12 protein-coding genes and 1 pseudogene are annotated in these 12239 nt (G+C 70.9%); 10 read left to right on the forward strand and 3 right to left on the reverse strand.

Annotation, left to right across the window (positions count from 1 at the left end; translation table 11 throughout):
• The 3 genes and pseudogenes from BGM09_RS02335 to BGM09_RS02345 all read left to right on the forward strand — a co-directional run.
• Nucleotides 1-186, forward strand: a pseudogene (locus BGM09_RS02335) (hypothetical protein); the annotation flags it as partial.
• 36 nt (nucleotides 187-222) lie between these two features.
• A complete protein-coding gene (gene dxs / locus BGM09_RS02340; RefSeq protein WP_188279669.1) occupies nucleotides 223-2256 on the forward strand; it encodes a 1-deoxy-D-xylulose-5-phosphate synthase in 2034 nt (677 codons plus the stop codon).
• Entirely contained in the window at nucleotides 2243-3694 is a 1452-nt protein-coding gene (locus BGM09_RS02345; protein ID WP_188279670.1) for an aspartate aminotransferase family protein, read from the forward strand. Before dxs ends, BGM09_RS02345 begins: the two co-directional genes overlap by 14 nt.
• Before the next feature lie 59 nt (nucleotides 3695-3753).
• On the opposite strand, the gene BGM09_RS02350 is transcribed toward BGM09_RS02345, so the two are convergent.
• Nucleotides 3754-4641, reverse strand: coding sequence for a tyrosine-protein phosphatase (locus BGM09_RS02350; RefSeq protein WP_188279671.1), 888 nt, complete (start codon nucleotides 4639-4641; stop codon nucleotides 3754-3756).
• Between the two features lie 254 nt (nucleotides 4642-4895).
• Complete coding sequence (locus BGM09_RS37365; RefSeq protein ID WP_317452494.1) at nucleotides 4896-5357, reverse strand: ATP-binding protein; 462 nt, start codon at nucleotides 5355-5357, stop codon at nucleotides 4896-4898.
• A gap of 178 nt (nucleotides 5358-5535) precedes the next feature.
• Between BGM09_RS37365 and BGM09_RS02360 the strand changes: the two genes are divergently transcribed.
• From BGM09_RS02360 to BGM09_RS02380, 5 genes are all read left to right on the forward strand, one after another.
• Nucleotides 5536-6360 carry a helix-turn-helix domain-containing protein gene (locus BGM09_RS02360; RefSeq protein ID WP_188279672.1) on the forward strand — a complete coding sequence of 275 codons (825 nt, stop codon included), beginning with the start codon at nucleotides 5536-5538 and terminating at the stop codon, nucleotides 6358-6360.
• Nucleotides 6361-6405: 45 nt separating this feature from the next.
• Nucleotides 6406-6681 (forward strand): DUF397 domain-containing protein, encoded by a 276-nt coding sequence (locus tag BGM09_RS02365; RefSeq protein WP_188279679.1) that lies wholly within the window; start codon nucleotides 6406-6408, stop codon nucleotides 6679-6681.
• A complete protein-coding gene (locus BGM09_RS02370; protein WP_188279673.1) occupies nucleotides 6678-7541 on the forward strand; it encodes an SAM-dependent methyltransferase in 864 nt (287 codons plus the stop codon). The genes BGM09_RS02365 and BGM09_RS02370 overlap by 4 nt, the downstream gene beginning before the upstream one ends.
• A 67-nt stretch (nucleotides 7542-7608) precedes the next feature.
• Nucleotides 7609-8319: a helix-turn-helix domain-containing protein gene (locus BGM09_RS02375; protein ID WP_188279674.1), complete on the forward strand. Its 711-nt coding sequence runs from the start codon at nucleotides 7609-7611 to the stop codon at nucleotides 8317-8319.
• Entirely contained in the window at nucleotides 8316-8513 is a 198-nt protein-coding gene (locus tag BGM09_RS02380) for a DUF6126 family protein (protein ID WP_188279680.1), read from the forward strand. Before BGM09_RS02375 ends, BGM09_RS02380 begins: the two co-directional genes overlap by 4 nt.
• A gap of 44 nt (nucleotides 8514-8557) precedes the next feature.
• Here BGM09_RS02380 and BGM09_RS02385 read toward each other — a convergent pair whose 3' ends face one another.
• On the reverse strand, nucleotides 8558-9592 hold the full coding sequence (locus tag BGM09_RS02385) for a saccharopine dehydrogenase family protein (RefSeq protein ID WP_188279675.1): 1035 nt from the start codon (nucleotides 9590-9592) through the stop codon (nucleotides 8558-8560).
• Between the two features lie 102 nt (nucleotides 9593-9694).
• Between BGM09_RS02385 and BGM09_RS02390 the strand changes: the two genes are divergently transcribed.
• Together BGM09_RS02390 and BGM09_RS02395 are read left to right on the forward strand one after the other, a co-directional pair.
• Entirely contained in the window at nucleotides 9695-9955 is a 261-nt protein-coding gene (locus BGM09_RS02390; protein WP_188279676.1) for a DUF5302 domain-containing protein, read from the forward strand.
• Between the two features lie 125 nt (nucleotides 9956-10080).
• Nucleotides 10081-12099: a M3 family metallopeptidase gene (locus BGM09_RS02395; protein WP_188279677.1), complete on the forward strand. Its 2019-nt coding sequence runs from the start codon at nucleotides 10081-10083 to the stop codon at nucleotides 12097-12099.
• The last annotated feature ends 140 nt before the right edge of the window (nucleotides 12100-12239 follow it).

Here is a 12239-nt window from a genome sequence, read left to right on the forward strand (position 1 = left end):
GGCAACGGCAAGGGTCAGATCTTCGTGAAGGGTGAGGTCATCAAGACCGTGCCGGAGTCGAAGATCGTCGAGACGCTGATCGAAGAGGCGATGAAGCTCGCCGAGCAGATGGAAACCGACGGCACCACATCGGGTGAACCCTCCGTGACCGTCGGCGGCCAAGCCGTCGCGGGAACGGTCGGCTGAACATAGCAATCCCGGCAGGGGGAACGAGGTCCACTTATGTCGATGCTGGAGAACATCCGAAGCCCGCGCGACCTGAAGGCACTGCCCGAAGGCCGGCTCGACGAACTGGCCGCCGACATCCGGCAGTTCCTGGTCCAGGCCGTGGCCAGGACCGGCGGCCACCTGGGACCGAATCTGGGGGTGGTGGAGCTGACGATCGCGCTCCACCGCGTCTTCGACTCGCCCGCCGACCGGGTCCTGTGGGACACCGGCCACCAGTCCTACGTCCACAAACTGCTCACCGGCCGCCAGGACTTCTCCAAACTGCGCAGCAAGGGCGGCCTGTCCGGCTACCCCTGCCGCGCCGAGTCCGAGCACGACGTGATCGAGAACAGCCACGCCTCCACCGTCCTCGGCTGGGCCGACGGCCTCGCCAAGGCCAACCAGGTCAAGGGCGGCGACGACCATGTGGTCGCGGTCATCGGCGACGGCGCGCTCACCGGCGGCATGGCCTGGGAGGCGCTGAACAACATCGCCGCGGGCCGGGACCGCCCGCTGATCATCGTCGTCAACGACAACGAGCGCTCGTACGCCCCGACCATCGGCGGTCTGGCCAACCACCTCACCACGCTGCGCACCACCGACGGCTACGAACGCTTCCTGTCCTGGGGCAAGAGCGTCCTCCAGCAGACCCCGGTCATCGGGCAGCCGCTCTACGAGTCGCTGCACGGCGCGAAGAAGGGCTTCAAGGACTCCTTCGCCCCGCAGGGCATGTTCGAGGACCTGGGCCTGAAGTACGTCGGCCCGATCGACGGCCACGACATCGCCGCCGTCGAGACCGCGCTGCGCCGCGCCAAGCGGTTCAGCGGCCCGGTGCTGGTGCACTGCCTCACCGAGAAGGGCCGCGGCTACCCGGCCGCCGAGCAGGACGAGGCGGACCGCTTCCACACCGTCGGCGCGATCAACCCGCTCACCGGCCGCCCGCTCACCCCGGCCGGCGGCCCGTCGTGGACCTCCGTCTTCGGCAAGGAGATGGTCCGGGTCGGCGCCGAGCGGCCCGACGTCGTGGCGATCACCGCGGCCATGCTGCAACCGGTCGGACTCGAAGCCTTCGCGAAGGCGTATCCGCACCGGGTCTACGACGTGGGCATCGCCGAACAGCACGCCGCGACCTCGGCCGCGGGCCTGGCAACCGGCGGCCTGCACCCGGTGGTCGCCGTCTACGCGACCTTCCTCAACCGCGCCTTCGACCAGGTCCTGATGGACGTGGCGCTGCACAAGTGCGGTGTCACCTTCGTGCTCGACCGGGCCGGGGTGACCGGGGTCGACGGCGCCTCGCACAACGGCATGTGGGACATGTCGATCCTCCAGGTCGTGCCGGGGCTGCGGATCGCCGCCCCGCGCGACGCCGACCAACTGCGGGCCCAACTGCGCGAAGCCCTCGACGTGGACGACGCGCCCACCGTGATCCGCTTCCCGAAAGAGACCGTCGGCGAGCCGTTGCCCGCCGTCGGCCGGATCGGCGGCATGGACGTGCTGCACCGGCCGTCCGATGGCGAGACCTCCGACGTGCTGTTGGTCTCGGTCGGCGCGCTCGGCGCCACCTGCCTGTCGGTCGCGGAACTGCTGGCCGGCCGCGGTATCGGCGTCACCGTCGTGGACCCGCGCTGGGTCAAGCCGGTCGACGAGGCGCTGCCCGAACTGGCCGCGCGCCACCGCATGGTGGCCGTCGTGGAGGACAACGGCCGCGCGGGCGGCGTCGGTTCGACCGTCGCGCAGGCGCTGCGCGACGCGGGCGTGGACGTGCCGCTGCGCGACTTCGGCATCCCGCAGCAGTTCCTCGCGCACGCCAAGCGCGCCGAGGTGCTGGCCGACATCGGACTGACCCCCGCCGAGATCGCGGGCCGGATCGGCGCGGCCCTGACCCGTATCGACACCCGTGCCGGCGCCCGTACGACCCGTGCCGACACCCGGAACGGCGGCGCGCGTACGGTGACGGTCGGGGAACCGGCCGGGGCCGCGGACGACACCGCGCGGGAGGCCGTACCCATTCACGTACGCAAGGAGCAGGTGAGCGATGACATCGTCTGAGAGCAGCGTGGGAGGGCCCGCCCTCGATGCCGAGGGCGGCGAAGTGCCCGGCCCGGCCAAGGGGTTCGACCTGGCGACGCTGCTCGCCGAGCGCGGCGGCGAGCGCTACGACCTGCACGCCAAGCACCTGAACCATCAGCTTCCGCGGATGCTGCACACCATCGGCTTCGACAAGGTCTACGAGCGGGCCGAGGGCGCGCACTTCTGGGACGCCGAAGGCAACGACTACCTGGACATGCTCGCCGGATTCGGCGTGATGGGCGTCGGACGGCACCACCCGGTGGTCCGCAAGGCGCTGCACGACGTGCTCGACGCGGGGCTCGCCGACCTGACCCGCTTCGACTGCCAGCCGCTGCCCGGCCTGCTCGCCGAGAAGCTGCTCGCCCACTCGCCGCACCTGGACCGGGTGTTCTTCGGCAACAGCGGTACCGAGGCCGTCGAGACCGCGCTGAAATTCGCCCGGTACGCCACCGGCAAGACGCGCGTCCTGTACTGCAAGCACTCCTTCCACGGACTGACCACCGGGTCGCTGTCCGTCAACGGCGAGGCCGGATTCCAGGACGGCTTCGCACCGCTGCTGCCCGACACCCCGATCGAGGTGGGCGATCTCGAAGCGCTCGCGCGGGAGTTGAAGCGCGGCGACGTGGCCGCGATGATCATCGAGCCGATCCAGGGCCACGGCGTCTACATCCCGCCGCCCGGATACCTGCGCGCCGCCCAGGAGTTGCTGCACCAGCACAAGGCGCTGCTCATCTGCGACGAGGTGCAGACCGGCATCGGCCGCACCGGCACCTTCTACGCCTACCAGCAGGAGGAGGGCGTCGAGCCCGACCTGCTGACCGTCGCCAAGACGCTGTCCGGCGGATACGTGCCGGTCGGCGCCACACTCGGCAAGGACTGGATCTTCAAGAAGGTCTACTCCTCCATGGACCGGGTGCTGGTGCACTCCGCCAGCTTCGGCTCCAACGCCCAGGCGATGGCCGCGGGACTGGCCACGCTGTCGGTGGTCGAGGACGAGCGACTGGTCGAGAACTCCCGGCTGATGGGCGACCTGCTGCGCACCCGGCTGGCCGCGCTCACCGGTCAGTACGAGTTCCTCAAGGACGTCCGTGGCCGCGGCCTCATGGTCGGCATCGAATTCGGCCGCCCCAAGTCGCTCGGCCTGCGCAGCCGTTGGACGATGCTCCAGGCCGCCCGCAAGGGGCTCTTCGCGCAGATGGTCGTGGTGCCGTTGCTCCAGCGGCACCACATCCTCACCCAGGTCTCGGGCGACCACGTCGAGGTCATCAAGCTGATCCCGCCGCTGGTCGTGAACGAGGCGGACGTCGACCGCTTCGTGACGGCCTTCACCGCCGTCATGGACGACGCGCACGGCGGGGGCGGCCTGATGTGGGACTTCGGCCGCACGCTGGTCAAGCAGGCGGTCGCCAACCGCTGAGGCGCACCGCAGGGACACCGACGGGGGCCCGTACGCCAGGTGTACGGGCCCCGGTGGGTTCAGTCCGTCAGCAGCACGTCCCGCAGCCGCTCGCGCCGCTCCTTCGTCAGGCCCAGGCCCTCCTCCAGATAGCGGTCGACCGAGCCCCACTCCTCGTCGACGGTCTCGAAGGCGGCCCGCAGGTACTCCACCCGCGCCTCGAAGAGCGGGTCGAGCAGCGCCATCACCGCCGGGTCGATCTCGGAGCCGGTGCTGCCGTCGCCGCGGCGCACCCGGTAGCGGCGGTGCCGCGCGTTGCTCTCCAGGTAGTCCGCCTCGATGGCGGCGCGCTCGACGCCCAGCGCCAGCAGGATGATCGCGATCGACGTACCCGCGCGGTCCTTGCCCGCGGCGCAGTGCAGCAGCGCGGGGACGGCCGGGTCGGCGGGCTCGGTGAGCAGTTCGAGCATCCGGGCGTGCTCCGCGGTGCGCTCGCGGATCAGCGTGCGGTAGGACTGCGCCATCCGCTCCGCGGCGCGGCCCTCGCCCAGCACCTCCTCCAGCGCGGCCAGGTCGCCGTTGCGGACGGTGTGCCAGAAACCGGCGTTGTTGTTGTTCGCCGGGTCGCTGAGCGGCAGGTTCACATGGACGGTGCCCGGCAGGTCGACGTCTGGGCCCTCGACGCGGATGTCGTCCCGGTTGCGGAAGTCGAAGACCGTGTGCAGGCCGAGTCCGGTGAGGAACGCGGTGGTGTCGGCGTCGGCGTGCGCGAGGTGACCGCTGCGGAACAGCACGCCCGGCCGTACCCGGCGCCCGTCCGTCGTGGGCAGACCCCCGACGTCCCGGAAATTCCGCACACCGGTCAGCTCGCGCTCGGACAGCGCCTCGGCTATCGGCTCGGATCCGGTCGGCTCGGATCCGGTCGGCTCGGATCCGGTCGGGTCGGTCTGCGGCAATTCCTGCGTCACCGGTGATCCTCCTACCTCTCATACGTTGCGACCTGGGGCACTGCCGACGATACGGCAGCGCGGAACGCCACGTACCGAACGGTATGTGTCCGGTGCACCATCACATCGCGGTGGGGGACAGCGCGCTCGGTGCGGGACCGCAGGGCCTGGATCGGACGGCGGCCGCGCGGGGAGTCCTGGGGCGACGACGTCGAGCCGAAGCGGCCCGATCCGCCGCCGCTGTAGCCAGTGCCGCTCGCACTAACAAGCTCGCACTAACAAGAGGGCGCGGGGTGTGCGGCCAGTTCGGCCCACACCACGCGCCCTGTTCCGTCTTCCGCGGGTTCCGATCCCCAGGCCGTCGCCAGCACGCTCACCAGGAGCAGTCCGCGACCGCCCTCCTCGTCCGCGCCCGCGTCGCACGGTACGGGCTTGCTGGAGCCCCGGCCCTGATCGGTCACTTCCAGCCGTATCACCGCGCCGCGCTGGTGCAGGACGCAGGTGATCTTCTCGCTGTCGGTGTGCCGCACCGCGTTGGTGAACAGTTCGGTCACCACCAGGCTCGCGTCGTCCACCAGTTCGGGGCACACGTTCCACTCGCCCAGCCGGTCGCGTATCCGGCCCCGGGCGTCGGCCACCGAAGCGCTCTGCGCGGGCAGCCGAAAGACGTCGTGGCGGCCACAGCCGCCACCGGTGTCATGGCGCTCGCGTCGGAGAGCGTTGGGTGAAGGAACCACTCCGTAACTATGAGGCTCGTGCCAGACACATGGCAAGGTGCGTTCTGTAATTTGCAAATTCAACAGAACATGCTGTCGCTGACGCTGACGACATGCCACACTGCTTAACAGCCAAGGGAGTTGGAGGTTGAGCCACGTGATGGACCCGCGGCCGGGCGGCGCTCCGACCGTCCTGCGCATGGTGCTCGGCAAGCGACTCCAGGACCTCCGCGAGCGGGCCGGGCTCAGCTTCGAACAGGCCGGGCAGGCCCTTGACGTCACCCACGCCACGATCCGGCGGATGGAAAAGGCCGAAGTCGGGCTGAAGATCCCTTATGTCGAAAAGCTCCTGATCACCTACGGAATCACCACCCCCGAGGAGATCGGCGGCTTCCTGGCCCTGGCCCGCGAGGCCAACCGGCCCGGCTGGTGGCACAGCTTCCGCGACGTCCTGCCCGACTGGTTCAGCGCCTTCGTCAGTCTGGAGGGCGAGGCCACCGTCATCCGCGCCTACGAGCCGCACTACGTGCCCGGCCTGCTCCAGACCCCCGCGTACGCGCGCGCCGTGCTGCGCGCAGGGATGCCGCACGCGGCGGCCGAGGAGATAGAGCGCCTGGTCGAACTGCGCGTCGAGCGTCAGGCGCTGGTGCGCAGGGCCAACGCCCCGCTGCTGTGGGTCGTCATGGACGAGACCGTGCTGCGCCGCCCCATCGGCGGCCGGCAGGTGATGCGCGAGCAGATCGACGCCCTCGCCGAGGCGACCGAGCTGCTGAACGTACGCCTCCAGGTCATCCCGTTCGCCTCCGGCCCGCACCCCGCCATGTACGGGCCCTTCCACATCTTCCGGTTCCAGCTCCAGGAGATCCCGGACATCGCCTACTCGGAGAGCCTGGTGGGCGGCGTCTACTTCGACGAGCGGGACGACGTGTCCACCTTCCTGGAGGCACTCGACCGGATGTGCGCGCAGGCCGCGCCGGCACAGAGCACCAAAGCCATCCTCGATGGCATGCGCAAGGAGATCTGAACCATGGATCGCGTCAGCAACGACGGCGTATACGGGTACGGCGACATGTTCGACACCGTGCACGACGCCGCCCACGGCAGACACCACGACGGTATCTACAACGGAATGCCCGCCACCGAACTCGGCCCCGACGGATGGCGCAAGCCCTGGAGCGGCGGTAACGGCGGCTCCTGCGTGGAAGCGAAACGGCTGAACGACGGACGGGTGGCGCTGCGCCAGTCGACCGACCCCGACGGTCCGGCGCTGATCTACACCAATTACGAGATCACCACTTTCATCCAGGGCGCCAAGGCCGGCGAAGCGGATTTCCTCCTCGGATGAGCACCACGTATGACGCACAGAGCACAGCAGAAGCGAAGGAAGCGGAGGACGGCGTGACCGACCAGGGATTCCCCGTCGACGAGATAGACACCAGCAGACCGCATCCGGCCCGTATGTACGACTACTTCCTCGGTGGTTGGGACAACTACGAGGTGGACCGGGAAGCCGCTCAGCGTGTCCTCGACGTCGCCCCGGACGTGGTCCTGGGCGCCCGCGCCAACCGTGCGTTCCTGAGCAGAGCCGTCCGCCACCTGGTGGAGGGCGGGATCCGGCAGATCATCGACATCGGCACCGGGATCCCCACCTCGCCGAACACCCACGAGATCGCGCACTCGGTCTCGCCCGACGTCCGGATCGCCTACATCGACAACGACCCGATCGTGGCCACCCACGCCGGGGCGCGGCTGATCGGCACCGGCAACACCGGCTTCTTCCTCGGGGACATGCGCGATCCGCGCACGATCCTTGAGCACCCCACTATCAGCGAGCTGATCGACTTCGACGAGCCGGTCGCGCTGCTGCTGGTGTCGGTGCTGCACTTCGTCACCGACGCCGAGGACCCGGCGGGCATGCTCGACACGCTGCGCGAGGCGCTGCCGGCCGGCAGCTACCTGGTGCTCTCGCACGCCACCGCGGACTTCCACACCGATGTGGCGCCCGAGGTGATGGAGGTCTACAAGAAGGCCACCGCCTCGCTGACCGCCCGCAGCCACGCCGACGTGCTCGCCCTCTTCGACGGGTACGACCTGATCGAGCCCGGTCTGGTGCAGGTCCCGCTCTGGCACCCGGAGGGCCCGGAGCTCAAGCCCGCCGAACTGCGCAAGATCGGGGTCTACGGGGGTATCGGCCGCAAGCGCTGATCACCGGTTTTTGCCTCTGAGGTAACTCGTTTGCCTGAGAGGCAAGCCTTGCTGTTCCATGGAACGCATGGACGCCACCCACGGCACGGACACCCTCGACTCCGTGGACAGTGCGCCACCCCCGGGTGCGCTGTCCACGGACCATCTCGTCCTCGCGCCCCGACTGCGGGACCGGCGACGCGCCAGCGGCCTCACCCTGGAGACCGCCGCCCGACGGCTCGAGCTGTCCGCGGCCCATCTGTCCCGGCTGGAGTCCGGCCTGCGCCAGCCCTCGCTGCCGGTACTGCTCGGCCTGGCCCGGCTCTACGGCACCACCGTCTCCGACCTGCTGGGCGAGACGGAGGCCGAGCCGGATCCCATCGTACGCGGCGACCGTATGACGGCCGTGCCCGCGGGCGGCTGGACGTACTGGCGGGCGGGCGGCACCGGCCGCGCGATGCAGGCGCTGCGCCTGCACATACCGTCGGGCGCCCAGCGCGCGCTCGTCCGTGTCCACCCCGGCGAGGAGTGGCTGTACGTGACCGGGGGCACGCTGCTGCTCAGCCTCGGCGACCGCGGCCACACCCTGGGCGCCGGGGACTCCGCGCACTTCGACTCACTGGTGCCGCACCGGCTGGAGGCGGCGGACGCCGGGGGAGTGGACCTGCTGTTCGTCCACACCCTCATGCAGAGCGAGACCTCCGCCCTGTGCGTCGGCCCGCAGGACGCCGACCAGGACCGTAAGGATCAGCCCCGCGCACGCGCCCGGGGCGACGAGACCAGAGGAGCCCGGCGATGAGCGGCCAGAACCCGGCACCCGCCCCGACCCCCGAGCAGGTGCCCCCGCGGCGCTCGCTGGTGGTCGGCACCACCAACGGCACCGAGAAGCGCAAGGAACGCGGCGTCGTCCTGCGCGTCCTGGTCTACGTCGTGGTCGCCCACGCGCTGGCCTTCTTCATCTGGCTGCTGTTCCTGGTCGGCAACCGCGGCTGACCGGCCCCCGGGGTGAGACCGCCCGCCGTGTCCGGGCGCCGCGCTCAGCCCAGCGCCTCCACCGTGACCGTCACCCCGTCCAGCGTGCCCGCGTAGTCCGCGCCCAGCGCCAGCGACGGCGTCTGGAAACCGGTCGGCAGCCCCGGCAGCCGCCCGATGATCCGCAGTACGGAATCGGCCGTCATGCCGTACGGGCCAGGACCGGTGAGGGTCGCGGTCACCGTGTTGCCCGCCGCGTCACGGGCGCGGCCCCACACCTCGCTGCGGCTCCCGCTCAGGGCGCGCTCGCCGGGACCGCGCACCAGCTTGCCGACCACGCCCGCCAGCGCCCCGCGCAGCGGCCCGACCCGCAGCAGCCTGCTCGCGGCGAGCGCGGGCGTCGGCACGGGGACATAGGTGTACGTGGTCACGTCGGGAATGCCCGTCGAGTAGTAGGCGGTGCTGACATCGCCCCACGGGATCGACACGACCTTGCGGGTGCCGGAAGGGAAGGCGGCCTGCACCTGGCGCGAACCGACCGGCACCGTACGGATCTCGCCGCCGGTACGGATCCTGCCGCCCACGCCCATGCCTTCGAGCGCGGTCCGCGCGGTACCGGGACTCGCCCCGCCGCCGATCAGGAAGGCGAGGTCGAGCTGGGTCGCGTCGGGCAGCCGGGCGGCGAGCAGCGCCGCGACGCAGTCGGTCGGCACCACGTCGAAGCCCGCACCGGGCAGCAGGGTGATCCCGGCCTTCTCCGCGCGTGCGTCGAGCGCGTGCAGCGACTCGAAGACATCGATCTCACCGGTGATGTCCACATAGTGGGTGCCGGAGTCGAGACAGGCGGTGGCCATCGGCAGCGCGGTGCGCGCGAAGGGGCCCGCGCAGTGCGCCACCGTCTCCACACCGTCCAGACCGTGGCGTATCGCGGCCGGGTCGCCGAGACCGAACACCCGGTGTTCCAGGCCCAGTTCGGCGGCCAGCGGCACCAGTTTCGCGGCGTTGCGACCGGCCAGCACAGGGCGCTGTCCCAGTGCTGCGGCGCGGCGGGCGATCAAGCGGCCGGTGTAGCCGGTGGCGCCGTACAACAGCCAGGTCATCAGTCTGATCCTCCCCGGAAGTGGTGAACGGAACCGTACACGCGCGGTGTGCCCCGGCGATATCGGGTGGGCCGACGCCGTCCGGCATGCGACTCTGGTGGCATGACCGACCAAGAGCAGGAGGCCACCGTGGCCGCTGAAGCAGCACCGCAGGACGCCGCGGCGGAACCGGAGACCGATTCGGACGCCGAGGCGCAGGCGCCGGACGAGGACGAGGTGAAGCGGAAGTTCCGCGAGGCACTGGAGCGCAAGCAGGGCGCGCGCAAGGGAGCCGCCTCGGGCGGCAACAACCAGTCCAAGATCCATGGCGCGCACGGCAAGGCCGGAGGACAGCGGGAATTCCGTCGCAAGAGTGGCGGCTGACACACCGGCATCACCACCGGCACCACCACCGGCATCACATCGGCGCCCGCACAGGTCCGTGACCTGGGCGGGCGCTTTTCACGCGCGGAGCCGCCGCCCCCCGGACCGCGCGTAGGGTCGACGGGGTGACGACGAATCCGTTCCTCAGCCCGAGTCCGCTGCCGTACGAGCTGCCGCCGTTCGCCGACATCAGGGACGAGCACTACCTGCCCGCCTTCGAGCAGGGACTGGCGGAGCACCTCGCGGAGGTCGAGGCCGTCGCGGCCGACCCGGAGCCCGCGACCTTCGAGAACACCCTCGTCGCGCTGGAGCGTTCAGGTGCGCTGCTCGCCCGGGTGAGGGCCGCCTTCTTCAACCAGGCGTCCGCGCACATCACCCCCGCCGTGCGGGAGACCGAGTCGCGGATCAGCCCGCTGCTCGCCGCTCACAGCGACGCCGTCCGCCTCAACCCCGGCCTCTACGCCCGGATCACGTCGCTGTACGACACCCGTGACTCCCTCGGCCTCGACGCCGAGTCGCTGCGGCTGCTGGAGCGCTACCGCACCGCCTTCCAGCGCTCCTGCGCGGAACTGGACGCGGACGGCCAGCGACGGCTGCGCGAGCTGAACGCCGAGATCGCCGCCGCCTCCACCGCCTTCGGCCAGAACATCGTCGCCGCCAGCAAGGCCGCCGCCCTCGTCCTCGACGACCCCGCCCAGCTCTCCGGCCTGTCCGCGGGCGCGATCGCCGCCGCGGCAGAGAACGGCACGGCGCTCGGCCACGACGGCTCCTACGTACTGAGCCTGCGCAACTTCTCGAACCAGCTCGAACTCGGCTCGCTGGACGACCGCGACGTGCGCCGCCGCCTGCTCACCGCGTCCCTGAACCGCGCCCAGGACACCAACGGCCCTCTCGCCGTCACCATCGCCACCCTGCGGGCCGAACGCGCCGCGCTGCTCGGCTACCCCAGCCACGCCGCGTACGTCGTCGCCGACCGCACCGCGGGCAGCCCGCAGGCCGTCACCGACCTGCTCGACCGCCTGGTGCCGCTCGCGCTGGCCAACGCGGAGCGCGAGGCGGCCGCCCTCGCGGAACTGGCGGGCGGACCCGTCGAGGCATGGGACTGGTCGTACTACGCGGAGAAGGTCCGCAAGGAGCGCTACGACATCGACGAGTCCGCGCTGCGCCCGTACTTCGCGCTCGACAAGGTGCTGCGCGACGGGGTCTTCCACGCCGCCCACGAGGTCTACGGCATCACCGTCACCGAACGCCCCGACCTGGTCGGCTACCACCCCGACGTCCGGGTCTTCGAGGTCTTCGACGCCGACGGCAGCCCCCTCGGCCTCTTCCTCGGCGACTTCTTCGCCCGCGAGTCCAAGCGCGGCGGGGCCTGGATGAATTCGCTGGTCAGCCAGTCGGAACTGCTGGGCAAGCGGCCGGTGGTGGTCAACAACCACAACATCGCCAAGCCCGCGGCCGGCGAGCCCGCACTGCTGACGTTCAGTCAGGTCGACACGCTCTTCCACGAGTTCGGGCACGCGCTGCACGGCCTGTTCTCCGCCGTCCGCTACCCGTACTTCTCCGGCACCAGCGTGCCGAGCGACTTCGTCGAATACCCCTCCCAGGTCAACGAGATGTGGTCGCTGTGGCCCTCGGTCCTGGAGCGCTACGCCGTCCACCACGAGACCGGCGAGCCGATGCCCGCCGACGTCGTCCAGCGCATGCGGGACGCCGCCCGGTTCGGGCAGGGTTTCACCACCGTCGAATACCTCGCCGCCACCCTGCTCGACTGGGCCTGGCACACCCTGCCCGCGGGCGCCGACCCCGGCGACGCGCTGGCGTTCGAAGCGGCGGCGCTCAAGGCGGCGGGACTGGCCCTCCCCGCGATCCCGCCGCGCTACCGGACCACGTACTTCCAGCACATCTTCGCCAGCCAGTACAGCGCGGGCTACTACTCCTACATCTGGAGCGAGGTCCTGGACGCCGACACCGTCACCTGGTTCGAGGACAACGGCGGCCTGCGCCGCGCCAACGGCGACACCTTCCGCCGCGCGCTGCTCTCCCGGGGCGGCAGCGTCGACCCGATGGCGGCCTTCGCCGCCTTCCGCGGCCGCCCGCCGCGCACCGAACCGCTGCTGGAACGCCGGGGGCTGCTGGAGCCGTGACCCGCGGCGCGGCCGAGCCGGAAAACGGCGTGCGCGCGGCCCGGACGCGGGGCCACCATGGGCCGATGAGCTGGACGATCACCGAAGACCTGACCGCGTTCGAGACCGAGGCGGGCCCGTTCCTGCGCGGGCGGCCGGTG

This window comes from Streptomyces sp. CBMA29 (assembly GCF_014596445.1).
Classification (GTDB): domain Bacteria; phylum Actinomycetota; class Actinomycetes; order Streptomycetales; family Streptomycetaceae; genus Actinacidiphila.